15 protein-coding genes, 17 tRNA genes and 3 rRNA genes are annotated in these 26925 nt (G+C 42.3%); 32 read left to right on the top strand and 3 right to left on the bottom strand.

Going from position 1 to position 26925, the window contains the following annotated elements; genetic code table 11:
- Positions 1 to 5: 5 nt before the first annotated feature.
- Positions 6 to 446, bottom strand: a complete 441-nt coding sequence (locus ACQ4KW_RS15780) for an ACT domain-containing protein (protein WP_430883428.1) — start codon at positions 444 to 446, stop codon at positions 6 to 8.
- Between the two features lie 192 nt (positions 447 to 638).
- On the opposite strand from ACQ4KW_RS15780, the gene ACQ4KW_RS15775 reads away from it, so the two are divergent.
- The 24 genes from ACQ4KW_RS15775 (at position 639) to ACQ4KW_RS15660 (ending at position 13737) form a co-directional block, all read left to right on the top strand.
- A complete protein-coding gene (locus ACQ4KW_RS15775) occupies positions 639 to 974 on the top strand; it encodes a carboxymuconolactone decarboxylase family protein (protein ID WP_430883427.1) in 336 nt (111 codons plus the stop codon).
- A 189-nt stretch (positions 975 to 1163) separates the two neighbouring features.
- Entirely contained in the window at positions 1164 to 3140 is a 1977-nt protein-coding gene (locus tag ACQ4KW_RS15770; protein ID WP_430883426.1) for a DNA gyrase/topoisomerase IV subunit B, read from the top strand.
- Positions 3141 to 3150: 10 nt separating this feature from the next.
- The gene (locus tag ACQ4KW_RS15765; protein WP_430883425.1) at positions 3151 to 5346 is read left to right on the top strand and encodes a DNA gyrase subunit A; all 2196 of its coding nucleotides are present in this window, start codon (positions 3151 to 3153) and stop codon (positions 5344 to 5346) included.
- A 160-nt stretch (positions 5347 to 5506) separates the two neighbouring features.
- Positions 5507 to 5872 (top strand): hypothetical protein, encoded by a 366-nt coding sequence (locus tag ACQ4KW_RS15760; protein WP_430883424.1) that lies wholly within the window; start codon positions 5507 to 5509, stop codon positions 5870 to 5872.
- Positions 5873 to 6662: 790 nt separating this feature from the next.
- Positions 6663 to 8194, top strand: a 16S ribosomal RNA gene (locus tag ACQ4KW_RS15755).
- A gap of 352 nt (positions 8195 to 8546) precedes the next feature.
- Positions 8547 to 11459, top strand: a 23S ribosomal RNA gene (locus tag ACQ4KW_RS15750).
- A 248-nt stretch (positions 11460 to 11707) separates the two neighbouring features.
- Positions 11708 to 11824: ribosomal RNA gene (gene rrf / locus ACQ4KW_RS15745) — 5S ribosomal RNA — on the top strand.
- The 16S, 23S and 5S rRNA genes sit together here with 17 tRNA genes alongside, the layout of an rRNA operon.
- Before the next feature lie 64 nt (positions 11825 to 11888).
- Positions 11889 to 11963, top strand: a tRNA-Asn gene (locus tag ACQ4KW_RS15740).
- A 20-nt stretch (positions 11964 to 11983) separates the two neighbouring features.
- Positions 11984 to 12059: transfer RNA gene (locus ACQ4KW_RS15735), tRNA-Met, on the top strand.
- 53 nt (positions 12060 to 12112) lie between these two features.
- Positions 12113 to 12189, top strand: a tRNA-Met gene (locus ACQ4KW_RS15730).
- A 12-nt stretch (positions 12190 to 12201) separates the two neighbouring features.
- Positions 12202 to 12276, top strand: a tRNA-Glu gene (locus tag ACQ4KW_RS15725).
- A 90-nt stretch (positions 12277 to 12366) separates the two neighbouring features.
- Positions 12367 to 12442, top strand: a tRNA-Val gene (locus ACQ4KW_RS15720).
- A gap of 4 nt (positions 12443 to 12446) precedes the next feature.
- Positions 12447 to 12523, top strand: a tRNA-Asp gene (locus ACQ4KW_RS15715).
- A gap of 8 nt (positions 12524 to 12531) precedes the next feature.
- Positions 12532 to 12607 (top strand) — tRNA-Thr (locus tag ACQ4KW_RS15710).
- A gap of 199 nt (positions 12608 to 12806) precedes the next feature.
- A tRNA-Tyr gene (locus ACQ4KW_RS15705) sits at positions 12807 to 12891 on the top strand.
- A gap of 5 nt (positions 12892 to 12896) precedes the next feature.
- A tRNA-Gln gene (locus tag ACQ4KW_RS15700) sits at positions 12897 to 12972 on the top strand.
- A gap of 4 nt (positions 12973 to 12976) precedes the next feature.
- Positions 12977 to 13052, top strand: a tRNA-Lys gene (locus tag ACQ4KW_RS15695).
- Positions 13053 to 13057: 5 nt separating this feature from the next.
- Positions 13058 to 13146 (top strand) — tRNA-Ser (locus ACQ4KW_RS15690).
- Between the two features lie 6 nt (positions 13147 to 13152).
- Positions 13153 to 13243 (top strand) — tRNA-Ser (locus tag ACQ4KW_RS15685).
- A 22-nt stretch (positions 13244 to 13265) separates the two neighbouring features.
- Positions 13266 to 13342, top strand: a tRNA-Ile gene (locus ACQ4KW_RS15680).
- Positions 13343 to 13369: 27 nt separating this feature from the next.
- A tRNA-Trp gene (locus ACQ4KW_RS15675) sits at positions 13370 to 13445 on the top strand.
- 33 nt (positions 13446 to 13478) lie between these two features.
- Positions 13479 to 13555 (top strand) — tRNA-Pro (locus ACQ4KW_RS15670).
- Positions 13556 to 13574: 19 nt separating this feature from the next.
- Positions 13575 to 13651: transfer RNA gene (locus ACQ4KW_RS15665), tRNA-Ile, on the top strand.
- Positions 13652 to 13661: 10 nt separating this feature from the next.
- A tRNA-Phe gene (locus ACQ4KW_RS15660) sits at positions 13662 to 13737 on the top strand.
- 226 nt (positions 13738 to 13963) lie between these two features.
- Here ACQ4KW_RS15660 and ACQ4KW_RS15655 read toward each other — a convergent pair.
- The gene (locus tag ACQ4KW_RS15655) at positions 13964 to 14929 is read right to left on the bottom strand and encodes a ribonuclease H-like domain-containing protein (protein ID WP_430883423.1); all 966 of its coding nucleotides are present in this window, start codon (positions 14927 to 14929) and stop codon (positions 13964 to 13966) included.
- An 89-nt stretch (positions 14930 to 15018) separates the two neighbouring features.
- On the opposite strand from ACQ4KW_RS15655, the gene ACQ4KW_RS15650 reads away from it, so the two are divergent.
- From ACQ4KW_RS15650 to ACQ4KW_RS15625, 6 genes are all read left to right on the top strand, one after another.
- A complete protein-coding gene (locus tag ACQ4KW_RS15650) occupies positions 15019 to 15438 on the top strand; it encodes a nucleoside recognition domain-containing protein (protein WP_430883422.1) in 420 nt (139 codons plus the stop codon).
- 9 nt (positions 15439 to 15447) lie between these two features.
- Positions 15448 to 15942, top strand: a complete 495-nt coding sequence (locus tag ACQ4KW_RS15645) for a nucleoside recognition domain-containing protein (RefSeq protein WP_430883421.1) — start codon at positions 15448 to 15450, stop codon at positions 15940 to 15942.
- Entirely contained in the window at positions 15933 to 17012 is a 1080-nt protein-coding gene (locus ACQ4KW_RS15640) for an HD-GYP domain-containing protein (protein ID WP_430883420.1), read from the top strand. Before ACQ4KW_RS15645 ends, ACQ4KW_RS15640 begins: the two co-directional genes overlap by 10 nt.
- Before the next feature lie 180 nt (positions 17013 to 17192).
- A complete protein-coding gene (locus ACQ4KW_RS15635) occupies positions 17193 to 18353 on the top strand; it encodes a cysteine desulfurase family protein (RefSeq protein WP_430883419.1) in 1161 nt (386 codons plus the stop codon).
- A gap of 2 nt (positions 18354 to 18355) precedes the next feature.
- Complete coding sequence (gene thiI / locus ACQ4KW_RS15630; protein ID WP_430883418.1) at positions 18356 to 19531, top strand: tRNA uracil 4-sulfurtransferase ThiI; 1176 nt, start codon at positions 18356 to 18358, stop codon at positions 19529 to 19531.
- A gap of 301 nt (positions 19532 to 19832) precedes the next feature.
- Positions 19833 to 20960, top strand: a complete 1128-nt coding sequence (locus ACQ4KW_RS15625) for an HD-GYP domain-containing protein (RefSeq protein WP_430883417.1) — start codon at positions 19833 to 19835, stop codon at positions 20958 to 20960.
- Positions 20961 to 21102: 142 nt separating this feature from the next.
- On the opposite strand, the gene ACQ4KW_RS15620 is transcribed toward ACQ4KW_RS15625, so the two are convergent.
- On the bottom strand, positions 21103 to 24597 hold the full coding sequence (locus ACQ4KW_RS15620; protein ID WP_430883416.1) for a transglycosylase domain-containing protein: 3495 nt from the start codon (positions 24595 to 24597) through the stop codon (positions 21103 to 21105).
- Between the two features lie 287 nt (positions 24598 to 24884).
- Here ACQ4KW_RS15620 and hflX point away from each other — a divergent pair, with 287 nt between their 5' ends.
- Together hflX and ACQ4KW_RS15610 are read left to right on the top strand one after the other, a co-directional pair.
- The gene (hflX, locus tag ACQ4KW_RS15615) at positions 24885 to 26177 is read left to right on the top strand and encodes a GTPase HflX (RefSeq protein WP_430883415.1); all 1293 of its coding nucleotides are present in this window, start codon (positions 24885 to 24887) and stop codon (positions 26175 to 26177) included.
- A gap of 37 nt (positions 26178 to 26214) precedes the next feature.
- Entirely contained in the window at positions 26215 to 26868 is a 654-nt protein-coding gene (locus ACQ4KW_RS15610) for a YigZ family protein (protein ID WP_430883414.1), read from the top strand.
- Positions 26869 to 26925 lie beyond the last annotated feature (57 nt).

The raw sequence follows: 26925 nt of genomic DNA, 5'->3' as shown, positions 1-26925 counted from the left end.
TCCAATTATTCCATAGCGATGAGTGTGAGCTTTTTAACACCGTTCATCCCCTTAAGTTCATCCATGAGAGCTTCAAATGACATTTTCAGTTCGCTAATGTCAAAGGTCAACGATACATTGGCTATGCCGTTTATAGGTGTATCTTGACTGATGGTGAGAATGTTACAGTGTGCCTGGGCAAGTCTGTCCAGGACAGTTGATAAAATGCCTGATTCGTGATGGAGGAGTAAGGTCAAGGTGACTTTCTTCCCAAGAGCCCCTTCTGCTAAAGAAAAGACATGATCAGAATATTTGTAATAGGTGCTTCGGCTTATGCCGACTGCCTTTACGGCTTCTGATACACCTGTGACTTCACCGTTTTTAATGAGTTCTTTTGCATCCACTACTTTTTTATAGACATCTGGCAACGCATCCGCATGGACGACGAGATATTTCTTTTTATCCAAAATAATCACATCTCCTGTTCTTGATTGGCGTACAAATGTTTTTCTCTCGAAAACTTTATAGAGAGTATAACACAGTGTGTCCGTAGTGGCAAGACACTTGTCCGAGAAAGAAAAGGTTTTCACAAAATTCTTTCAATTATACTTTTATACTTTGAGTTGGGTATAAAAGAAATTGATAGGGAGGTGTTATAAATGACAAACAAGAAAATGGAGAATTTTATTTATATGAAGGCCATGCATACAGATGTATACAAGGCGTATGAGTCATTTGGACAAGCAGTTCATGAAAAAGGTGGGCCGATAGATGAAAAAAACAGGTGGCTTATAAAGGTGGCCATATCAGCAAGTCAGCAGTATCCTTTTGCCCTTAGAACACATATACATAAGGCTCTAAGCGCTGGATGCACAAGAAGAGAAGTTGAACACGCCATACTGCTTGTGGCGCCAACGGCTGGGTTTCCAAAGGCTATGGAAGGTCTAATGATTCTTCGTGACGAACTGGATAACGATGCGTCAGAAGAGGAATGAATCTGGAAATTTGTGAAAAATCCAGGTCCAGAGGGGGGCTATTAGATTAAGATTCGGTAGGACTTTTGTTAAAACATGCACGGATGGTTTGATGTTCATCCGACCTTATATTATAATGGACATTGGCAGTTTAGGGTGAACCTATTATATATAGGAAGTGACTGTCACAATTCTATATGAGGTGAAAGCATGGTTAATAAGAAACAAACCTATGATAACACCAGTATTTCTTCGCTAAAGGGTGAAGACAGGGTTCGGAAAAGACCATCTGTCATATTTGGGTCAGATGGGCTTGAAGGCTGTCAGCACTCCTTTTTTGAGATTCTATCAAATTCTATTGATGAAGCGAGAGAAGGACATGGTAGTGAAATCATAATCACGCGCCATACAGATCATTCCATCACTGTAAAAGATAAAGGTCGTGGCATACCGCTAGACTATAATCCAAATGAAGAAAAATTCAACTGGGAACTCATTTACTGTGAACTGTATGCAGGCGGAAAGTACAACAATAATGATGGTGAAATCTATGAATACTCTCTAGGCTTAAATGGTTTAGGGGCATGTGCAACACAGTACGCTTCTGAGTATATGGATGTCACTGTATATAGAGATGGTTTTAAGTATGAACTCCATTTCGAAAAGGGGCGCAATGTAGGCGGTCTTAAAAAGACGGAATGTGAATATGAGCATACAGGCTCTGTTCAGACCTGGAAACCCGATTTAGATGTCTTTACGGACATCAGTATTCCTGTGTCGTTTTTTGAAGATGTACTGAAAAAGCAAGCCATTGTCAATGCTGGGCTGAAATTCATCCTAGAAGATGATGAAACAGGACTTGTTCATGAGTACATCTATGAAAACGGGATTATGGACTATATCCAAGAACTGAATGAAGGCAAGGCCCTCACGGAACCAGTAATGATATCGGATGAAGGTGTTGGTAAGGATAGGGATGATAAGCCTGAATACAGGGTTAAGGCACAACTGGCGTTTGCCTTTAACAATGAATTCAACTTAATTGAGTACTATCACAACTCCAGTTATCTTGAGCATGGTGGCTCACCGGACAAGGCTGTGAAGCAGGCCTTTGTTTATGAAATTGACAAATTCATTAAAAAGCAAAATAAGTACACTAAGAACGAGAAAAAGGTCACGTTTACAGATATTCAAGATAGTTTGATTCTGGTAACAAATTCTTTTTCTACAATGACCTCATATGAAAACCAGACAAAAAAGGCCATTACCAATAAGTTTATTCAAGAGTTTATTGCAGACTTGATTAAACGTGAGCTGGAAATATATTTGATTGAGAATCAACCCCTTGCAGAGAGAATTGTTGATCAAATTCTCATCAACAAGCGCAGTCGAGAAAAGGCTGAGAAAACGCGACTCAATCTTAAGAAGACGCTCAGTGAAAAAGTGGATATTAAGAACCGCGTTAAAAAGTTTGTGGACTGCAGAACCAAAGAAATCGCACGTCGAGAAATATATATCGTGGAGGGTGATTCGGCCCTGGGTGCTTGTAAGCTTGCAAGGGATTCAGACTTTCAAGCTCTCATGCCAGTGCGTGGTAAGATTCTGAACTGCCTAAAGGCGGACTATGCAAAGATATTTGCAAGTGACATTGTTGTGGACCTGATAAAAGTTCTTGGATGTGGTGTTGAAATCAAAACAAAACACAGCAAGGATATGGATACCTTTAATCTAGACAGGCTAAACTGGGACAAAGTTATAATTTGTACCGATGCCGATGTGGATGGTTTCCAAATTCGAACACTTATACTGACGATGCTTTATAGACTTATGCCGACGCTTATTCATGAAGGAAAAGTATATATTGCTGAATCACCTTTATATGAGATCACTTCAAAGAAGAAGACGTATTTTGCTTATAATGAAGTGGAAAAGAATCAAATACTCAAAAAACTTAAAGGTGCACCATATTCCATTCAAAGATCAAAGGGTCTTGGTGAGAATGAACCTGAAATGATGTGGCAAACAACAATGTCGCCGGACAGCAGAAGGCTGATACAAGTTGTGCCAGACGATCTTGATCATACACAAAGAACATTTGATATCTTACTAGGTGACGATCTTGATGGTCGTAAAGAATTCATTTCAACACACGGTCACGAGTATTTAGAACAACTAGACTTAAACTAAGGGGTGACACATGTCGAACTCACAACCAATGGGCATAACAGAAACGCTCGAACAGAATTATATGCCATATGCCATGAGTGTCATTCTGTCTCGTGCCATTCCAGAAATTGATGGGTTTAAACCATCACATAGAAAACTACTTTATACAATGTATAAAATGAGACTTCTTAGTGGAGCACGTACCAAATCGGCCAATGTGGTTGGTCAAACAATGAAACTGAATCCACATGGGGATCAAGCCATTTATGCAACCTTGGTTCGATTAACTAGGGGTCATGATGCCTTAATTCATCCATACATCGATTCTAAAGGTAACTTTGGTAAAACGACATCTCGTGATATGGCCTTTGCTGCCTCTCGTTATACAGAAGTTAAGCTTGATAAAATTGCTGGTGAGCTTTTTAAGGACATAGACAAAAACACGGTGGATTTTGTTGACAATTATGACGGTCAGCTTAAAGAACCCCTCCTGCTGCCAACCACTTTTCCAAATATATTGGTGAATGCCAATAAAGGGATTGCTGTTGGTATGGCCAGCAATATTTGTTCCTTTAATTTGAAAGAAGTTTGTGATGCCACAATTGCATATATGAAAAATCCAAACATAGATATGCTCAAGTACTTGAAAGCGCCTGATTTATCAACGGGCGGACAACTTCTTTATAATAGAAGTAAGCTAAGAAAAATCTATGATAAAGGATCAGGGTCTTTTAAAATTCGTGCAAAATACGAGTATGTAAAAAAAGACAACTGTATTGAAATAACGGAAATACCTTATACATCTACTGTTGAGCAGATTATTGACAAAATCGTTGATCTTGTGAAAGCTGGTAAGGTCAGAGAAATCAATGATATACGTGATGAAACCGATCTAAGTGGTCTTAAAATCGCCATGGATTTAAAGCGGGGAGCGGATGCAGATAAGCTGATGGCAAAACTGTATCGGTATACACCTCTTGAAGACAGTTTCTCATGTAATTTCAATATTCTTGTGAAGGGACAACCTCAAGTTTTAGGGATAAAAGGGATTCTGGATGCCTGGCTTGATTTCCGCATAGACTGTATTAAAAGACAACTGGCTTTTGATATTGAAAAACTGGATCAAAGACTTCACCTTCTACGCGGTCTTGAAAAGGTTATTCTTGATATTGACAAAGCCATTTCAATCATTCGTGAAACAGAGCAAGAAAAAATGGTTGTGCCCAACTTAATGTCGTATTTTGAAATTGATGAAATACAAGCAGAGTATGTTGCAGACATTAAATTGAGAAATATTAATAAGGAATACATTCTCAAAAGAACGAGTGAAATTGCTTCACTTGTCAAAGAGCGCGATGAGCTTCAAAATATGCTTTCCGATGAAGAAAAAATCAAGGAAAGAATAAAAAATGAACTCAAGCAAGTTTCAAAAACTTATGCAAAACCAAGAAAGACCAGAATCATTGATCCCGATGATGTTATTCAGCATGATGACGAGCAAATGATTCCGGAATATAACTTAAAAGTGTTTTTCACAGACCACAACTATTTCAAGAAAATTTCGCTGGCCTCACTACGAGCAAGCGGGAACCATAAGTTGAAGGATGATGACGTTATTGTTCAGGAGTTAGAGGGCAGCAATAAGGATGAAATGCTTTTCTTCTCTAATAAGCATAACGTCTATAAGATGAAACTTCATGAAATTGATGATCATAAGGCCAGCAGTTTAGGGGTTTATCTTCCCAATATACTTGAAATGGAAGATGATGAGCTCATACAGTATGTGGTCCTGGCATCTACTTTTGATGGACACATGGTTTATGTCTTTGATAATGGTAAAATTGCAAAGGTTCCTGTAAAAAGCTATGAAACGAAAACAAATAGGAAAAAGCTTGTTAAGGCTTATTCTGATTTTGGGCAACTTGTGCGAATGTTCTATATTTCTGAAGATACGAACTGTGTGCTTATTCGATATAACTCCCCGGATGAGTATAGGCTGGCAATGGTTCCAACTGAACTGATACCAGAAAAAGCCACTAAGAACTCTAGAGGCGTTCAAACAGTTCGAATGAAAAAGGGCAGTACGATTGTTGGTTGCTATATGCCTGATGAACTTGAAATGGAAGACTTAGATAGATTCCTAATTAAAAAGCTTCCGATGTCAGGCAAAGAAGTGGATATGATAGAAAGAACATACCTTCTTGAACGATTAGCCAATAAAAAGTAATTGAAAGCGTGTTATATGTGTGCCAAAGAGGTATATATGTAACACGCTCTTTTGCACCTAAGGTATAAAAAAATGAAGGAAATGCAAGAGGTGTATAGAATGTATTCTTTAGAGAAGAATCATGGAGGTGATTGGTATGTGTTGTAATGATTCTAGGAACGTGAAGAGAATACTCAGAATTGCACTGGTTCTAATGTCGGTGGCGATAATTCTTAAGGTCTATTATGAACTCAAACTCTTAGATTTGCTTGTGGGTGTGTTCAAGCTTGAAAAAGACAAAAAAGATATTGCCAGTGTGTCTCAAAAATCCTTAATGTATATTGTTAGAAAAGATACATCAGATGATGTATTCTTTGACAAGATGGACCAGATGGGATGGACATTTGTGCAGGCATATGGCAGAGGGTATCTGTTTGAAAGAAACGGTGAAGAAGTTCTTGCTACGAAACGTTACCATTTCAAGTATGGTATTTATGAAATTCAAAACAAGGATTACTTCTTGTCTCGTGTTGAAACACTGGCATAAAAACACTCTAAATTTTATGGAAATAATGTTGATTTAAAAAAGAACTGGGTATGTAGTTGTCTACAGTCCAGTTCTTTTTCTGTTCATAAGAAGATCTTTTTAGTGTATTAAAACACTCTGGATGATATTTTTATGTAAATCGCATTAGTAAAAAAGAGATCTACAGATCTATTTTAGGCATTGAGACGAAGGGCAAGCATTAAAAAGGAAGGGGATTCAGACAAAATAATCGGCTAAAACAAGGTCTTCCGAACATATATATTGGTCAAAGAAGCAGGGCAGAGCCTTTATTGGCTCGGTGAATGACGCTTTATTTGTATATTAAACTGGAAAAAAAGGAACTGGAAAATGACCCAGGATGGCACTCTTTAATGAAGAAAGATGATGTCAGAAAACTTAAAACAGTTTTACTTTAATCTATCCGGAAAAAAACCTAGATTTTCTGTTGACACTTATACGCTTTAAGTGTTACTATAACTAAGTCGTCACGAGCTGGTGCGAACGACTCGAGAGAGATCACGCAGAGCACGCAACTGAAAAGAAAGTTGAAAAAACTTCTTGACAAACGACACGATGAAATGTTAAGATGATTAAGTCGCTGACAACAAGAGCGGCTAACAAAAAAGGAAACATTTGGTCTTTGAAAATTAAACAGTATAGAATTATAACACGTTCAATTCTTTACCGCATCAAGACAAGGTCTAGATGCAAAACAATTGATTCGAAACGGATATAATGATAACAATAATTAGTCAGCATATCTGAGACGGACAAAACAATTTGAAACATTTTTTCAAAGAGTTTGATCCTGGCTCAGGATGAACGCTGGCGGCGTGCTTAACACATGCAAGTCGAGCGAGAAGCTTTTGACGGATCCTTCGGGTGACGGATGGAGTGGAAAGCGGCGGACGGGTGAGTAACGCGTGGGCAACCTGCCCTGTACAGAGGGATAGCCACTGGAAACGGTGATTAATACCTCATAAGACCACAGTGCTGCATAGCACAGGGGTAAAAACTCTGGTGGTACAGGATGGGCCCGCGTCTGATTAGCTAGTTGGTAAGGTAACGGCTTACCAAGGCGACGATCAGTAGCCGACCTGAGAGGGTGATCGGCCACACTGGAACTGAGACACGGTCCAGACTCCTACGGGAGGCAGCAGTGGGGAATATTGCACAATGGGCGAAAGCCTGATGCAGCAACGCCGCGTGAACGATGAAGGCCTTCGGGTTGTAAAGTTCTTTTCTTGGAGAAGAAAATTTGACGGTATCCAAGGAATAAGCCCCGGCTAACTACGTGCCAGCAGCCGCGGTAATACGTAGGGGGCAAGCGTTATCCGGAATCACTGGGCGTAAAGGGAGTGTAGGCGGTCAAGCAAGTCAGGGGTGAAAGGCATCGGCTCAACCGATGTAAGCCTTTGAAACTGTTTGACTTGAGTGCAGGAGAGGTAAGTGGAATTCCTAGTGTAGCGGTGAAATGCGTAGATATTAGGAGGAACACCAGTGGCGAAGGCGACTTACTGGACTGTAACTGACGCTGAGGCTCGAAAGCGTGGGGAGCGAACAGGATTAGATACCCTGGTAGTCCACGCCGTAAACGATGAATACTAGGTGTCTGGGGTCGAACCTAGGTGCCGCAGCTAACGCATTAAGTATTCCGCCTGGGGAGTACGCACGCAAGTGTGAAACTCAAAGGAATTGACGGGGACCCGCACAAGCAGCGGAGCATGTGGTTTAATTCGAAGCAACGCGAAGAACCTTACCAGGTCTTGACATACAGATGACCGGTCCTTAGCCGGACCTTTCCTTCGGGACATCTGATACAGGTGGTGCATGGTTGTCGTCAGCTCGTGTCGTGAGATGTTGGGTTAAGTCCCGCAACGAGCGCAACCCTTATTTTTAGTTGCCATCAGGTTAAGCTGGGCACTCTAAAGAGACTGCCGTGGACAACACGGAGGAAGGTGGGGATGACGTCAAATCATCATGCCCCTTATGATCTGGGCTACACACGTGCTACAATGGTCGGTACAACGGGCAGCGAAGGGGTGACCTGGAGCAAATCCTATAAAGCCGATCTCAGTTCGGATTGCAGGCTGCAACTCGCCTGCATGAAGTTGGAGTTGCTAGTAATCGTGGATCAGAATGCCGCGGTGAATGCGTTCCCGGGTCTTGTACACACCGCCCGTCACACCATGGAAGCTGGGGGCGCCCGAAGCCCGTGATCCAACCCCTTGTGGGAGGAAGCGGTCGAAGGTGAAATCAGTGACTAGGGTGAAGTCGTAACAAGGTAGCCGTATCGGAAGGTGCGGCTGGATCACCTCCTTTCTAAGGAGAACGTATATCTATACTGTTTAATTTTGAGAGACTAGAGTTTCTCTGAGCAAATTTCGAACCTTGAAAACTGCATATGAAATAAATTAGAAGACGAAAACGTATCAAACCAAGATAATTAAAACTAAGTTTTGAGAATTAAGGGAAGATACAGTTTCACTGAGGTAAACAAAACTCAAACTCGAATAATTACTCATTGATTAATATCAAGAGAACAGTTATTAAGCGCTCAGGCGCTTTCTGATCGAGGTGCGGGCAGAGTGAAGAAAGGCGCGTATAACATACGCAACTGACTGAGCGATGACCAGCAACGAAGAGCAGGAAGATGCATGTGCGATTAAAAATTGGTCAAGTTAATAAGAGCATAGGGTGGATGCCTTGGCACTAAGAGCCGATGAAGGACGTGGTAAGCTGCGAAAAGTCTTGGGGAGCTGCAAGCGAGCGTTGATCCAGGAATGTCCGAATGGGGAAACCCGGCTACTGTAATAGGTAGTCACCGTGCACTGAATACATAGGTGTACGGAGGGAGACTCGGGGAACTGAAACATCTAAGTACCCGAAGGAGAAGAAAACAAAAGTGATTTCCTAAGTAGCGGCGAGCGAACGGGAAGCAGGCCAAACCAGAGACTACGGTTTCTGGGGTTGTGGACGCATCATAAGTGATGGCGGTATTCTAGTCGAAGAGGTTTGGAAAGACCCACCGAAGAAGGTGACAGTCCTGTAGACGAAAGAAGAAGGCCCACGATGCGCACCAGAGTACCACGGGGCACGTGAAACCTTGTGGGAAGCCGGGAGGACCATCTCCCAAGCCTAAATACTCCTTAGTGACCGATAGCGCATAGTACCGTGAGGGAAAGGTGAAAAGAACCCCTGTCGGGGAGTGAAAAAGAACCTGAAACCCTATGTTTACAAGCAGTCGAAGAACTTTATATGTTCGACGGCGTACTTTTTGTAGAACGGGCCAACGAGTTACGTTATATAGCAAGGTTAAGGTGTTCAGCACTGAAGCCGTAGCGAAAGCGAGTCTGAAGAGGGCGTATAGTTGTATGGCGTAGACCCGAAACCGGGTGACCTATCCATGAGCAGGGTGAAGCTGAAGTAAAATTCAGTGGAGGCCCGAACCCATATCTGTTGAAAAAGGTTGGGATGACTTGTGGATAGCGGAGAAATTCCAATCGAACTCGGAGATAGCTGGTTCTCCCCGAAATAGCTTTAGGGCTAGCCTTGATGTGAGTGACGCGGAGGTAGAGCACTGACTGTCCTAGGGGGCTTCACCGCCTACCGAAGACTATCAAACTCCGAATGCCGCAGTCATATAATCAGGAGTCAGACTATGTATGATAAGATTCATGGTCGAGAGGGAAACAGCCCAGACCGTCAGCTAAGGTCCCAAAGTCCAAGTTAAGTGGGAAAGGATGTGGGGTTGCTTAGACAACTAGGATGTTGGCTTAGAAGCAGCCATTCATTTAAAGAGTGCGTAATAGCTCACTAGTCGAGTGACCCTGCGCCGAAAATTACCGGGGCTCAAACTTGGCACCGAAGCTACGGCAACGTTTAGACGTTGGGTAGGGGAGCATTGTATACGGGCAGAAGCTATACCGTAAGGAGTGGTGGACTGTATACAAGAGAGAATGTTGGCATGAGTAGCGAGAGGCAGGTGAGAATCCTGCCCGCCGAAAACCTAAGGTTTCCTGGGGAAGGTTCGTCCGCCCAGGGTTAGTCAGGACCTAAGCCGAGGACGAAAGTCGTAGGCGATGGACAACTGGTTAAGATTCCAGTACCACCGAAAGTCGTCTGAGAGACGGAGTGACAGGGAATGCAAAACGATCGCACCGATGGATGTGCGTCCAAGCGTCAAGTGAGAACCGGTAGGCAAATCCGCTGGTTTAATTGCAAGGCGTGATGGGGAGCGAAAAATAAGTAGCGAAGTCGTTGGAGAGTCCTTCAAGAAAAGCTTCTATCGAGACCTAGGTGCCTGTACCGTAAACCGACACAGGTAGGAGAGTAGAGAATACTAAGGCGAGCGAGATAACCATTGTTAAGGAACTCGGCAAAATGACCCCGTAACTTCGGGAGAAGGGGTGCCGCATTAGGGTTAACGCCCGAAGCGGCCGCAGAGAACAGGCCCAAGCAACTGTTTACCAAAAACACAGGTCTCTGCTAAGTCGAAAGACGATGTATAGGGGCTGACGCCTGCCCGGTGCTGGAAGGTTATGAGGAGAGGTTAGCGTAAGCGAAGCTTTGAATCGAAGCCCCAGTAAACGGCGGCCGTAACTATAACGGTCCTAAGGTAGCGAAATTCCTTGTCGGGTAAGTTCCGACCCGCACGAAAGGCGTAATGATTTGGGCACTGTCTCAACAATGGACTCGGTGAAATTGTAGTACCGGTAAAGATGCCGGTTACCCGCAGCAGGACGGAAAGACCCCGTGGAGCTTTACTGTAGCTTGGCACTGGATTTTGGTATAGCATGTACAGGATAGGTGGGAGACTAAGAAGTATGCACGCTAGTGTGTATGGAGTCACCGTTGGGATACCACTCTTGCTATATCAGTGTCCTAACCGTGCGCTGTTATCCAGCGTCGGGACAATGTCAGGTGGGCAGTTTGACTGGGGCGGTCGCCTCCTAAAAAGTAACGGAGGCGCTCAAAGGTTCCCTCAGTGCGGTTGGAAATCGCGCGAAGAGTGCAAAGGCAAAAGGGAGCTTGACTGCGAGACATACAGGTCGAGCAGGGACGAAAGTCGGACTTAGTGATCCGGCGGTACCGAATGGAAGGGCCGTCGCTCAACGGATAAAAGCTACCCCGGGGATAACAGGCTTATCTCCCCCAAGAGTCCACATCGACGGGGAGGTTTGGCACCTCGATGTCGGCTCGTCTCATCCTGGGGCTGTAGTCGGTCCCAAGGGTTGGGCTGTTCGCCCATTAAAGAGGCACGCGAGCTGGGTTCAGAACGTCGTGAGACAGTTCGGTCCCTATCCGCTGTGGGCGCAGGAAATTTGAGAGGAGCTGTCCTTAGTACGAGAGGACCGGGATGGACATACCTCTGGTGTATCTGTTGTTCCGCCAGGAGCACTGCAGAGTAGCTACGTATGGACGGGATAAGCGCTGAAGGCATCTAAGCGCGAAGCCCCCCTCAAGATAAGATTTCCCATCCTTTATGGAGTAAGACCCCTGATAGACTAACAGGTTGATAGGTCCAAGGTGTAAGTGCAGCAATGTACTCAGCTGATGGATACTAATAGGTCGAGGACTTGACCAATATAGATTTTGAGTCATTCCTAGTGAAACAAATCTTCTAAAATATTATCATGTGCAGTTTTGAAGGTATGAAAAAGCTCATATCTTGGCAGAATTATCTGAACTTTCTAATGCTTTGATGATTTGTAAAAATGCTTTAAAAAAGCAAGAAAATCTCAAAAAAGCATTGACAAACTAAAGTGGTTCTGCTAAAATTAATCTTGTCGTTAAGAGTTCTACCGAATTCTGAGACAGATTGAAACAATGAAATCCGGTGATGATGGCGAGGAGGCCACACCTGTTCCCATTCCGAACACAGCAGTTAAGCTCCTCAGCGCCGATGGTACTTGGCGGGCAGCCGCCTGGGAGAGTAGGTCGTCGCCGGTTTCATTTAACACTTATCGCTAAAGCGCGATGTGCTTCCTGCCTTAAGTGGGGATTGAGCCAATGTTCCAAGGTAGCTCAATGGTGGAGCAACCGGCTGTTAACCGGTAGGCTGTGGGTTCGAGTCCCACCCTTGGAGCCAATTTAACAACACATATATGACGCGGGGTGGAGCAGCTGGCAGCTCGTCGGGCTCATAACCCGGAGGTCACAGGTTCGAATCCTGTCCCCGCAACCATTAAAACAGTACAACTTGTAGAGGTGGAGAAATTTTCAGTTCTACTTATATTTGGCGGCGTAGCTTAGTTGGCTAGAGCGTTCGGTTCATACCCGAAAGGTCGGTGGTTCGAGTCCACTCGCCGCTACCATTTACTTAACATGGCCCCTTGGTCAAGTGGTTAAGACACCGCCCTTTCACGGCGGTAACAGGGGTTCGAATCCCCTAGGGGTCACCACTTATTTTCTTAAAAGAAAATGAATAAAGAAATTCCAGTAGTAAATGATGATTTTGAATTAAAAATGCTTAGCATATTTAATTATAAAATGGGAGTATAGCTCAGCTGGGAGAGCATCTGCCTTACAAGCAGAGGGTCATAGGTTCGAGCCCTATTACTCCCACCATTATGGCCCAGTAGTTCAGTTGGTTAGAACGCCAGCCTGTCACGCTGGAGGTCGAGAGTTCGAGTCTCTTCTGGGTCGCCATTTTATGGGCCGGTGTAGCTCAATTGGTAGAGCAACTGACTTGTAATCAGTAGGTCGCGGGTTCGAGTCCCATCACCGGCTCCATTTAATTTAAATGGTGATGAAACACTAAGGTTTTAAAGTTTATAGTACATATTGAACTAATAAACAAATGAATTAATTTAGATTTAAAAACACAAGCAGATCAAGGCGTCAGCCTGATGAAGAAGGACGCGTACAAAGGTACGCAACTGACTGAAGAAGGATGAAAGGCGAAGAAATGCGAGTGTATTTGAATATAAATGGTGGGGTTCCCGAGTGGCCAAAGGGGGCGGACTGTAAATCCGTTGACTGAGTCTTCGAAGGTTCGAATCCTTCTCCCACCACCAGATTTTGGGGATTAGCCAAGTCGGTAAGGCAGCGGACTTTGACTCCGTCATCCACAGGTTCGAGTCCTGTATCCCCAGCCAACATGACCCATTAGCTCAGTCGGTAGAGCACCTGACTTTTAATCAGGGTGTCCTGCGTTCGAGTCGCAGATGGGTCACCATACTAGGAGAGGTACCGAAGTGGTCATAACGGGGCGGTCTTGAAAACCGTTAGGGTGAAAGCCCACGTGGGTTCGAATCCCACCCTCTCCGCCAATAGACGGAGAAGTACTCAAGTGGCTGAAGAGGCTCCCCTGCTAAGGGAGTAGGGCGTTTACGCGTCGCGAGGGTTCAAATCCCTCCTTCTCCGCCATCTATTAAAGAATTCCCTATTGGGGCCTTTAGCTCAGTTGGTTAGAGCTTCCGGCTCATAACCGGACGGTCCGGGGTTCGAATCCCTGAAGGCCCACCAGATTTGAATATGTTTTGTTTTAGATGTAGGGGTGTAGCTCAGTTGGTAGAGCAGCGGTCTCCAAAACCGCGTGCCGAGGGTTCAAGTCCTTTCACCCCTGCCATTTTTATTTTGTAAGAACTGTTTTACTCCATATCGGGGTGTAGCGCAGTTTGGTAGCGCATCTGGTTTGGGACCAGAGGGTCGCGGGTTCAAATCCTGCCACCCCGACCATTATCCACTGTAAACAAGTGGGCGTATAGCTCAGTTGGTTAGAGCGCACGCCTGATAAGCGTGAGGTCGGTGGTTCGAATCCACCTATGCCCACCAAACAATATTTGCCCAGATAGCTCAGTCGGTAGAGCAGGGGACTGAAAATCCCCGTGTCGGTGGTTCGATTCCGCCTCTGGGCACCAACCGAACGTAGGCCATCCAATTAAGGATGGTTTTTTCATGTCCATATTTAATTGCATTGGTTTGTCAGAAGCGTTAAAGCAACGACGTAAAATGAATGATGTAAAATGAATGAAAAAAAGACAGTTCATAAAACTGTCTTTTGTCGTATTAACAATGCCTCTTATGAATTTTATATGTTATGCTAAATGAAGCTAAATCATAGCATATGATCATGAAGTAAACGCTTCATAAATAAATATATGTTCTTGAAGAGGATTTTTTTGTGTGGGTCATGAGATAGGATGTTTTCACCGCGTAAGGCAGTTGATTAAAACTCTGATTTTCTAATTCAAGCAAATCAACATCTACGAATTGAAAGGCATCACCATTGACATCTAGAGTGAATAGCGGGCATGTGATTTCTAGCGTGAGCTCTTTGTGATCATAAGCCCAGGTAATGATACTATGATAGTCATAATAGTCCTGTGAAGCGAATTCTGGGGCATAGAAGAATACAGAAAGTTTGTCTCCTTTGACTGTCATATCTTTTATATACAGATGGCCTTTTTGCGTAGAAATACTCAATGGACATTCCATATAAAGTGTATCGGGGTGGACATGATTCACAATAGATAAACACTCCATGAGATAGAGAATATCTTCATAATTGTGTAAGAGAATTTTCTTTTCTAAATCAGGATCTTTTGTTTTTTCATAAAGTTCATAGAGTTCAACACTTTCCTTGCCACTTATTGTGTCTTCACGTTCAATGCCAAGAAATTTTTCCACTGTTTTCAATTTAAAATCTTGAAAATTGAAATAGTCTTTATTATGCTTAACTAGACGCATGATATCAAGGTTGTTTGACTTGGGCATCATATAATCGATGGATAAGTGATTGAAACGACTGTTGGTGTAAGGAAGATCAAAAGCTCGACCATTATATGTGATATAATATTTCTTGCTCATGAGGGCCTTTTGAAAGGCCAATAGAAGTTCTTTCTCTTCATTTCTGTTTTCACAGAACAATTGAGTCAGTACAAAGTTTGTTCCATCATATATAATGTAACCAATAAGGATGACGTGACTTTTTGAATGGCTAAGACCAGTTGTTTCGATATCAAAAAGTATGAAGTCATCAACAGGAATAAAAGGTTTTAAGATTTCGGGATATTTAAAGTTTTCGAGCACTATGGATTGGATTTTTTTCACTTGTCAGCCTCCTTCTTACCTAAGTATAAAGCAAAGACTGACATATGAAAATGACTATATCCATCATAGACACAAAGGGGGTACATCAGGTGGTAACGACAGATACGTTAAAACGAGGGGTAAGAAAGGGTCTGGAAACCGTATGGATTCTTTCAAAAGTCATTATTCCAATATATTTAATAGTAACAATACTAAAGCATACGCCTGTGCTAAACTATGTGGCCGTGGTTTTTAAACCACTAATGCAGCTGGTGGGGTTGCCTGGAGAAGCTGCTATAGTTCTCGTTCTTGGAGGTTTAATAAATATCTATGCCGCCATTGGGGCCATGATGTCATTGGCCTTAACAACCAAGCAAATAACAATACTGGCTGTTATGATTTCCTTTGCTCATAATTTGCTTGTTGAGACAGCAGTTTCAACGCGGGTTGGGGTGAGCGCTAAACTTATAGTGGGATTTAGAATACTCCTTGCTGTTGTCGGCGGTCTAATCATTAACATTATATTGTAGGAGGGCGCTATGGATTTTTTTGATATGAATTTTATAGATATATTAAAAGAAGGTTTATCAGGAGGTCTCTCCAGTGTTTTCGGCATTGCTCTAATTGTGGTTCCGCTTATGATCTTTTTAGAGATTGCAAGAGATATGAACCTGCTAGAAGTTCTGAGTCGTTGGACAAGACCCCTAACAAAAGCTCTGGGTATTAATGAGTCGAGTGCACTGCCTCTGGCGATTGGACTTATATTTGGTCTGGCCTATGGCGCCGGTGTTATAATTCAGTCTGCCAATGAAGGTGAAATGGATCAAAAGAGCCTGATTCTCGTTTCCATGTTTTTGGCATGTTGCCATGCGGTGATTGAAGATACCCTTCTATTTGTACCGGTGGGCGCCAATGGATGGATGCTTTTAGGTATCAGACTGGTTGTGGCCTTTGTTATTACAGCTTTAATATCTAAATATGTTAATTTTGACGAAATGAATGCAGTGAAAGACGGTGAAACAGAATGCGAATGATGACGGTAGATGAACTCATTCCTGGCCTGATAGTTGCACAAGATGTAATGAATAAATACGATTCTGTCATAATAGCTGAAGGTGTAAAACTAACGGACACACATATTGTCACATTACAGCAGTTTGATGTGGATTATGTTTTTGTAGATGAACCCAAGAAAGCAACGAAGCTACCAGTTTCAACTGTTAAGGTGGTTCCAGATGTTCTAGTGGTTACAGAAAAAAGGCAGAAGGATGTCTTTAAAAGATCTGTAAAATACTATAAAAAGATTTATAAGGGCGCAAGAGATGGCAAGCCTATTTTTTATAACGAAGTCTATCAAATTGTTTGTGAACTCGTCATGGAATTCTTTAAGCATGATGATGTGCTCAGGGTCCTTCATAGAATAGAGTCGGAAGATGAATATGAATATGTTCATGGGACAAGTGTCTGTATTCTATCTGTTCTTATTGGAAAATGGCTTAAGTTAGACCATCAATATATTTATAAGTTGGCTATGGCTGCTTTTTTATGTGATATTGGAAAGGCCAAGGTTTCACAAAATATTCTTACGAAACGGGAAGAGTTAAATGAGTTTGAGTCTGTTCAGGCCAAGCGGCATGTGGACTATTCCAAGAACATCCTTGAGTTTTCTGGTACTTTTGATGATGATGTGATCAAGATGGTTGCGACCCATCATGAAAGAATGAATGGATCAGGCTATCCTTCAAGCAAAAAGGATGAGGATATTCATTTGGGGGCTAGAATCATAGCTGTTTCCGACACCTTCCATGCGCTCATATCTGAAAGGCCATACAGAGAGGCCTATACGATTTTTGAAGCCACAGAGATATTATGGAATTTAGCCTATAATGAACTGGATCCAAATGTTTCAGAGAGGCTGGTTAAATATATTACAGCCTATTTTGTGGGACGACAGGTTCTATTATCAGATGGGCGTATTGGCGAAATTATCCTTGTTAATCCATACGATAAATTTAAGCCCCTCATTAAGGTAGACAATGAGTTCTTGGATTTATCATCAGACCAATCTTACAGGATTGTAGATACGGTTGACAAGTCAAGCTAGATTGGTATTAAGCTGTTTTGCTTTGGAATATAGACTGTAGAGATTGTAAAAGACTGGACTTGCAAATCTCATAATTTTTATTTGAATTTCGGGTACCAAAGGGTGCCCTTTTTCATGTGCTTTACAAAGAAAACCATGTAATATACAATAAGTAAGAATGTTTGACAGGGAGTGATTTTGGTGCAAGTATATTTAGACAATAGTGCAACCACAGCAGCTTATCCAGAGGTTGTTAAGGCCGTTGTAGATGCGCTTACACATAACTATGGAAACCCATCATCCATGCATTCCATGGGGGTTCAAAGTGAAAAGTTACTGAAGGCTGCGAAACGGTCTGTTGCAAAAGCCATAGGGGCAAGTGAAAAGGATATTATTTTCACTTCTGGTGGCACAGAAGCCAACAATTTGGCTGTTATGGGCATAGCACAGGCGCATAAAAAAACTGGCAACCATCTTATTACAACAAGTATTGAGCATCCATCTGTTCTAAATGCATTTAAGGCTTTAGAAGAGGATGGATTTGATGTGACATATATTGAGCCAAATGCAGAGGGAATTATATCAGCGGATAAAGTGTTAGAAGCGGTTCGTAATGACACCACATTGATTTCCATTATGCATGTGAACAATGAAACAGGAGCCATTCAGCCGGTTAGCGAGGTCGCAAAGGCACTGAAAAAGCTTAAACGTAAACCAATGCTTCACTCTGATGGCGTTCAAGCCTTGGGAAAGATCAAGGTTGCTATAAAGCGTCTTGGTGTCGATCTTTATACGATTAGTGGACATAAGATTCATGGTCCCAAAGGATCAGGTGCCTTGTTTATCAAAGAAGGTACAAAAATAAGACCACGACAGGTTGGTGGGTCTCAGCAAAAGGGCATTCGTCCAGGAACAGAAAATGTACCTGGCCATGTTGGACTGGGCGCGGCTTGCGATATTCTTCTTGACAATTTTGCAAGCGATACTGCCAGGTTGCTGTCCCTTAAAGAAAACTTCTATAATCAGTTGAGTGATAGGCTGGATACCTTGAAACTCAATGGCCTTATAAATGAAAATTTTGCACCTCATGTTGTTAACATTTCTTTTGTGGGCATGCGGGGTGAAGTTCTGCTTCATGATTTAGAATCGAAGGGTATATATGTATCAACAGGGTCAGCTTGTTCGTCTAAGAATAAAAGCTATTCCCATGTATTAAGGGCCATGGGCCTGAGCGAAGCTCAAATGGAAGGTGCCATTCGATTTAGTTTCAATGCCGATATTACAGAGGATCAAGTGAAGTATGCGGTGGATACGATTGTAAATTCGGTGAAGTCACTTGAGAAGATAATAAAAGGGAGATAATTATGACAAAATATTTGATAGTAAGATACGGAGAGATCGCCTTAAAGGGGCGTAACCGTTCATATTTTGAAAATAAGCTTTTTAGCAATATTAAACTGGTTTTAAAGGGCATGGATGATGTTATTGTTTCAAAGCAACACGGGAGACTGTTTGTAGAGCACCATGAAGAGGATTCTGAAGAAGTTATTGAAAGGGTTACTAAGGTCTTTGGTGTTGTGTCTGTTTCACCAGCGATTAAGGTTGAAAATGATATAGAGCTGATTAAAGAGGCGGCTCTTGATGAAGTCAAAGCCCTTCTTGAAGATCATGACTATGAGAGCTTTAAAGTGGAATCTAGAAGATCCAACAAGGGATTTCAGTTTAAATCACCAGAAATCAGTAAAATTGTTGGCGGATTTATTAATCAGTCAATTGATGAAATTCACGTGGATGTTCACACACCTGAGTTCACATTGAATGTGGAAGTTAGAAATCAGACTTACGTCTACTGTAGAGTGATACCAGGTTTCTCAGGTATGCCTTATGGATGTGCAGGTCGTGGAATGCTATTACTATCTGGTGGTATAGATAGTCCGGTGGCAGGTTGGCTCATGGCCAAGCGCGGTATGGCTATTGAAGCTGTTCACTTCCATTCCTATCCGTTTACAAGTGAACGTGCCAAAGAAAAAGTTATGGATCTTGCCCGTATTGTTTCTGAGTACACTGGAAAGATTCGTGTTCACAATGTCAATCTTTTAGAAATTCAACAGGCTATTAATGAGCACTGTCCTGAAGATGAAATGACAATATTGTCTCGTCGTTTCATGATGGCCATTGCAGAGCAACTGGCTGAGAAGACAAATTGTCAGGCCCTTGTAACAGGGGAAAGCATTGGTCAGGTTGCCAGTCAAACCATCCAAGGCCTAACAGTGACTAATTCCCGAGTGGATTTACCAGTGCTTCGTCCACTTATTGCAATGGATAAGGTGGATATTATCAAGTGGGCTAAGAGAATTGGCACTTTTGAAACATCCATTCTGCCTTTTGAGGACTGCTGTACTGTATTCTTACCAGATCGTGTTGTGACAAGACCACGTGTTGTCGACATTGAAGAGTCTGAGAGCCTTCTTGATGTGGAAGCCCTGATAGAGCGTGCAATTGAAGGTCGAGAAGTTCTTGATATTCAGTTCGAAGGCTAGGATTTGATTCATAACGCATATAATTCTTAATACAGATCATTTAAGAGATCGAAAATTGTCTTAATACAGTTTTAAACAAAACTTGAACGATTTAAAATATAACCGCTCAAATTGTGATTTGTTCACAACTGGAGCGGTTTTAATTTTTTTGTGGGATGATAAAAGCTAAGGTATAGGCTTCCACTTTTCTGGGAAAAGTAGGGAAATGATGCTAAAGTTTTGGGGGCGTCAGATTCGTTTGAATAAAACCAATGTTCTATTATATAATAAGATACGATATGAAAATCCGGGGGGAGATAATATGGTCATAAAAGAGATAAACGAGTTGGAACCGGGCATGGTCTTGGTACAAGATGTTCTAAATAGCTTTGACACAGTGGTTTTAGCAGCTGGGACGGAGCTTACAACAGGTCTTATTATGAATTTGAAAGCCATGAATATTGATTTTGTATTTGTTGAAATGCCAGAAGATACAGCCCTTTCAAATGTGAGTCCTATGGGACTGACGAGTTCTGTGTCTGAGAGGGAAAACATCGATTCAATCAATTCAGTTCAAGAGACTTCCAGCTTATTAGGTCGCAGCGACAAGCGAACCAATGTTTTTCATGCTGCTGTAAAACATTATAAGTCCATGTACGAAACAGTGGCCCTGGGAGGAACAATAGACTCAAGTGAAGTCTTTGATATTGTGAAAGACATTGTTCAGACGTTTTATAAATATGATGATATTTTTACCGTGCTTAAGATGACGAATAGTGATGAACCCTATGAAATGACACATACATCAAGCATGTGTGTGCTTTCCGTCCTGCTTGCCAAGTGGGTGAATCTACCGCATCAGAAAATATACACAATGGCTCAGGCGGCCTATCTGTCTGATCTTGGAAAGGCCCTGGTGCCAGATGATATATTAAGTAAAAAGGGTGCTCTAAGTGAAGACGAACAGATGATCATGCAAAGTCATGTGGCTTTCACACAAGATGTGTTAGAACGCTCAGGTGGTTTTGGCGGAGAATTAATACACATTGCTGCCACCCACCATGAAAGACTCAACGGGAGTGGATATCCCTACAATATGGACAAGGAAGGGATTAATCAGCTATCACGCATAGTTGCGGTCGCAGACACCTACCATGCCCTTATATCCAAAAGACCTTACAGAGAGGCATATTCTCTCTTTGAAGCCACAGAAATGCTATGGAACATGTCCTACAATGAACTGGATACAAAGGTTATTGAACGTCTTGTCAAATTTATTACATCATTTTGGGTTGGGGGCGAGGTCATGCTCTCTAACGGCATGAAGGGCAAGGTGATTATGGCCAATAAGTTTGATAAGTTTAGGCCTCTTGTAGAAGTGGAAAGCGGTTTTATTGATTTGTCCCATGACAGAACATGCAAGATTGTTGACCTTGTTTTCAGTGGTTGAGGTCTTTACTGAATATTCGACTGAGCTGGTCATAGCGTCATGAAAACGAATTATATGATAACATAAAAAAGCCTGAGCGTTTACCGCTCAGGCTTTTTCTATTTTTCATAAGACCTGACTGCTAACCATAGCCTTAAATTGTTTATTCACTTAGCTCTGTTTCATTAGATGAATCGTCTTCCATCGACTCGTCTTGGATTTCCCCTGGAGCGTTTTCATCTTCCGTACTAGGTGCAAAATTATTGACTGGTATTGGATCTGGCAGAACCATTGATTTCACATCGTCGCTGTAGATCACACGACCATCTGGTAGGGAAAGAATGCCACCAAATAAAATCTTTGTTCCTGCTGTAAGCGTCACTGTTGTATCATCCTTTAGAGTGATATCAAATGGGAAGTTAACCACCTTAGATCCATCTGAAAGTGTTGATAGGGGATAGAGGTATCCATCCACGGCTGCGCCCAAGTCAATATTAATAAACTCACCTGTGTGTATATCACAAGTTTCTGTTGGGAGCTCATACTCCCAGTCACCTGGATAAATATAAACAGGATTGCCTTCTGCATCTAGAACAGGATTGCCATAGCTGTTTGTTTTAGGTACGGGCTCGTAAGGCTCTGTACGCTTTGTAAAAATACGTTCCTCAATGAGTGTTGTCGGGCAGTATTCCGTTACAAGTTTACCGCTTTCCGTACACACCGCGGCCTTAACATGGACATCGTCTGGCTCGCGCGGTTCTGTTCCTGGAATGAACCATTCTGTTATAACAGTGCCACGAGGGTCAGCCATAGACAGCTCTGTTGGCATTTTGCCAGACATGGTATCGACAGAACGTCTAATTAGTGTATCTGGTGCGGGATCAAATGCTTTGTCTGGAAGGTCTGCGTGAATTTGTGTCATAACATTTTTCCAGAACTGTGCACTGATTTTAGACCCTTGGTCAAGCGGCATGTTGACATCATTACCAAACCAAACGGCACCGACGTAATATGGTGTGTAGCCTACGAACCAAGCATCTAGCTTATTGGATGTTGTCCCTGTTTTACCTGCAACGGGAATGCCCTGGTTGTATGGTCTGATCTTGGCAGTTGATGCAATACCAGACTGGACACCCGTTCGCATCATATCCTGGACGATAAAGGCAGATTCAGGGTCTACAACTTGATACTTGATTGGTTTTTTCTCAATAATGATTTCACCGCTGTTGTCTGTTACCTTTGTATAGGTGATGGTTTCATTTCGAACACCCTGGTTGGCAATCGTACCAAAGGCTTCTGTTATATCAACAGGTGTGATGCCTCGTGCCATACCACCAAGGGCAACAGCAGAGAGGGTTTTATCCGTCACACTGCCTTCTAGTACCAGTGTTGATATGCCAAGCTTTTCAAGGTATTCAATACATGTGTCAACACCAAGCATATTGGCCAGTTTTACAGTGATAACGTTTTGGGAGAACTCAATGCCTTTACGTAGGGTTTGAAGTCCCCAGTAAGGCTGATAGCTTCTCACTTTAGCATACCAGTTTATTGGCCAAAGCTCATTTGGCGCGCCGTATTTTAGGAATGTTGGCACGTCGTCAATAACAGAGGCAGCAGTAAACTGTCTGGTGTCAATGGCTGGCAGGTAAACGCCAATAGGTTTAATGGCTGAACCTGGTTGTCGAGGATTGACTGCACGGTTGTAAATCTTTTGACCTGTTACATTTCGACCGCCAACGATCGCCTTTAATTCACCAGTTCTGTAATCGATAATAACCATGGCAGACTGCGGCTGGATGACACCTTTGTTACTGATAACATAGTTTTCATCAGATACAATCAGATTGTTGTTACCGTCTTTTGTAAAGAAATCAGGATGATCTGTAAAGATGGCCTTGTCAATAACTGCGTTGCCACTGTCATCCATTGTCTTGTAGTCGTCAGGAACAAGCAGATCTCTTCCTTGGTACTGGTAGAGGTCAATAACATTGTAACTGCCATTGTAGTTCCTTGAGTTGGCAGGATTGTCCTCATCATAGGCATATGTGTTTTTCACATCCACCTTAATTTTGACGATTTCACCATTTTGTCTAACTGGATAAATATTAAAGAACTTGTTTTTTAGAAGAACAAGGTTGCCTTGATCATCGTATCTGTAATTATTAGATGGAATCACCAGTTCATTTTTGGTATTGACAAGATTGTCCTTTCTATAGAGAAGGATTCTCTTGCTTTCCTTGGAAATAATGTTTTTATTGCCATCAAAATAAACTGTGACTTTAGGGAAATTATCGTTATACGTTAGGAGTCCAAGTTCATCCATAGCGTGTTTCAAGATAACAACATCTTCGTGGTCTGTGCCTTTTCTATAAGAAGAAAGTGAAAACTGTGTGGCGTTTGCCAGACCTAGTTCTTCAATTTTAGCAATTGTGCCTTTTCCAGCGATGCCGTCTGCGGTTAGACCATTGTCTCTTTGGAACTGCTTGACAGCATTGTGGGTTGGTTCACCAAAGTAGGTTGTAAAATCTCTGTTGCTGTATGCATTTTCTAGGGTTTTCTGCATGTCAAAATCAATGGTTGACCAGATTTTTAGACCTTGAGTGTAAAGGGCATTCAGGGCTTCATCTTTTGTCCAACCTTTTTCGACCATTAAATCACTGATGACATCATCAAGGACCATATCAGAGAAGTAAGATGTGATCTCACCACCGGCTTCCTTACCTGGTGTGAGACGTTTCTTCAGATCAACTGATTTTGCCTCTTGGTATTCTGATTCTGTGATGTATCCATTTGCCTTCATTAAATAAAGGACTGTGTCATATCTTTTTTCCACACCTGGGTTGTAAACAATAGTGTATAGGTCATCTGAGTCATCAATAATATAATGATCTTCAGTCACATTGACCTTTTCAATTGTTCTAACAGGTGCATAGTTATACGGACTGGATGGAATACCTGCCAGTATAGCTGATTCAACAAGATCAAGATCCTTGGCATCTTTTGAGAAGTAGGCATGGGCTGCCGCTTCAACACCATTAGAATTGGATCCTAAATAAATTGTATTTAAATAGGTTTCGATGATCTGTTCCTTTGTAAGGAAGTTTTCCAGTTCAATGGAATAGTAGGCTTCCTTGATCTTTCTGTCAAGGGATCGTTCACTTCTTGTATCAAAGAGGTAAAGGTTTCTCGCAAGCTGCTGAGTGATGGTACTTGTTCCTTGAACTCTTTTGCCCTTGAATACTGCATCGCGTACTGCGCCGACCATACGAACAAAGTTAAAACCGTTGTGTTCAAAGAATGTCTTATCTTCCACGGCAACAAAGGCGTTGATCGTATATGGACTGATATCATCATATTTAATAATGGTACGAAGTCCGTCTTTTTGAATGGTTTCGAGAACCCGGCCCTCTGGATCGAGTATCACGGAGTTTTCATCAAGCAAGTCATTAACACGTGATGGATCAATGGCCGCTGTGTTGCTTACAAGATTGTTTACGTAAGCCAGCAATGCGCCTGTTCCAACAAGGCCAACAACAATGCCTATGAGTACAAACCATTTAAGGAAGGTGAAAAAACCATTTCGTTTCTTACGCTTCTTTTTACGCCGGGGCTTATTCGACGAATTTTTGTTTTGATTTTCTGTGTTTTGAGTGCTCATAAGACCCTCCCAAGCAACTTCATATATTCACTCGGATTTGCCGAGTTTAAACATAGGTATTATACCACACAGGTCCTTGGTTGTTAATTTAAGTGCTTATCCCTTCACCAAATTGTAACAATGTACTGGGGAAATCTGGTGGAGTGGCACAAGCTATGATAAAATAGGAATGACCGCAATACTCCAGAAAGGCGTGAGGCAGATGATCATTAAGTAAGAATTAGAAGAATACAAATAGGTTAGACACGCTAACAATGTTATTAGCAGTTTGAAAGGAGACGGTCTAAATGACAATGAAAAATGATATGATTGATGATTTGGTACAGCGTGCTGTGCTGGTTGGATTTAATAGAAATGACAGGTTTACAGAGATAGATATAGATGAATCTATGAACGAACTCAGGGAACTCGCCATGGCAGCGGGGGCTGAGGTACTGGGGATGATGGTTCAAAACAAGCAAACCCCAGATCCGGCCACACTAATAGGTCGAGGCAAGGTCCTTGAACTCAAAGAGATGGCGGAAAACATGGAAGCCAATCTAATTATATTCAATGATGAATTGACAGGCGCCCAGCTTCGAAACTTAGAAGAAGCGACAGGGATAACAGTTGTTGATCGCACGGCCCTTATACTTGATATTTTTGCAAGAAGAGCCCGGACTAAGGTGGCGAAACTTCAAGTTGAGTTGGCCCAGTTGCAGTATAGACTGCCGCGACTCAAAGGACTTGGTCAGGAGCTTTCCAGAACGGGCGCTGGTATAGGTACAAGAGGGCCTGGGGAACAAAAGCTTGAGATTGACAGACGCCGTGTCAACGAAAAAATTACTGACATTCGCAAGCAAATTAAAGAAGCGGGTAAAGTACGTGAAACCCAAAGAGCCCAGCGAAGTCGAAATGAAATTCCTGTTGTGGCTGTTGTAGGCTATACCAATGCAGGCAAGTCAACGCTTATGAATAAGCTGCTTTCCATGAGTGACGACTCGGCTGAGGAGAAAATGGTTTTTGCAAAGGACATGCTCTTTGCAACGCTTGATACCTACACGCGACGTATAGAGTTTGAAAATAATAAGTCCTTCATTCTTGTGGACACGGTTGGTTTTGTTTCAAAGCTTCCTCATGCTTTGGTTCAAGCATTTAAAGCGACCCTTGAAGAGGTTGTGGAAGCTGACCTTATCATTCATGTTGTGGATGCATCAACGGAGCATTACAAGCTTCAAATAAGTGTGACCAATGAGGTTCTTAATGAGCTGGGGGCTGGTGATAAGCCTCAAATTATTGCTTACAACAAGGTGGATTTGGTGGATGATAGAAGTTCAGTTCCTAAAATGGATGATGTGATTCATATTTCTGCTAAAACAGGAGAAGGTATACAGACACTTATTGACGGCGTGTATAAGCATGTTTTCAGTGACATTGTTAAGGTGGAAATGCTAATACCATTTAGTGACGGTGCGGCTTATTCAAACATTTGCGAAATTGGTACAGTGATTGAAACAGAGTATGTTGAAGCTGGGACGCAAATAACTGTCGAGCTTAAAATGAAGGATTTCAACAAGTATAGACAATACGTGATTGAGTAGACATAGATAGTTTAGACATACAATTGAGGTGAAGAAGTTGGGTTCATATAAAACCATATTTGAATATGGTGAAGCAGAAGATGTTATCAACAAATCCAAGTTTATTGGCTATGCCATGCCTGTGGAAACTGAAGAAGAGGCGGTGGCCTTTGTTGAGAAAATAAAAAAAAAGCACAAGGATGCCACCCATAATGTTCCTGTGTACCTAGTCGGAGAGAAGTTTGAAGTCCAAAGATATAGTGATGACGGTGAGCCATCGGGCACGGCGGGCGTCCCAGTTTTATCAATGCTTAAGAATGAAGGTATAACCAACATTGCAGTGGTTGTCACACGGTATTTTGGTGGGATTAAACTTGGAACCGGTGGACTTGTACGAGCATACACCCATGCGGCAAAAATCGCGGTCGAAGCCGCACGGGTTGTGGAGAAAAGGGTCTATAAAGAGGTTCATGTACATTTAGACTATACCTTGCATGGCAAATTTCAGAATTTCCTTATGAATAATGAGGCCTACTTGATTAAGGACACTCTATACACGGACTCGGTCAATACCATTGTCTACATTGAGCCAGATGAAATCCACAACTTCCAAAATAAAATAGTTGATTTAACAAATGGAAAAGTTGAAATAAATGAATATGAAGACATTTTCTTAACCATTCTTGACGGAAAAGCCATAGAACTTGAGTAGCATATGTTTGACCAGAATGATGTTCTAGGGTAAAATGACACTATAACCCCCTCGTGG

It is taken from the genome of Tianxiuia mixotrophica (assembly GCF_050596425.1).
Lineage (GTDB): Bacteria > Bacillota > Clostridia > Peptostreptococcales > Acidaminobacteraceae.
The sequence above is the reverse complement of the archived record's forward strand: the minus strand, read 5'-3'. Positions and strand labels throughout refer to the sequence as shown.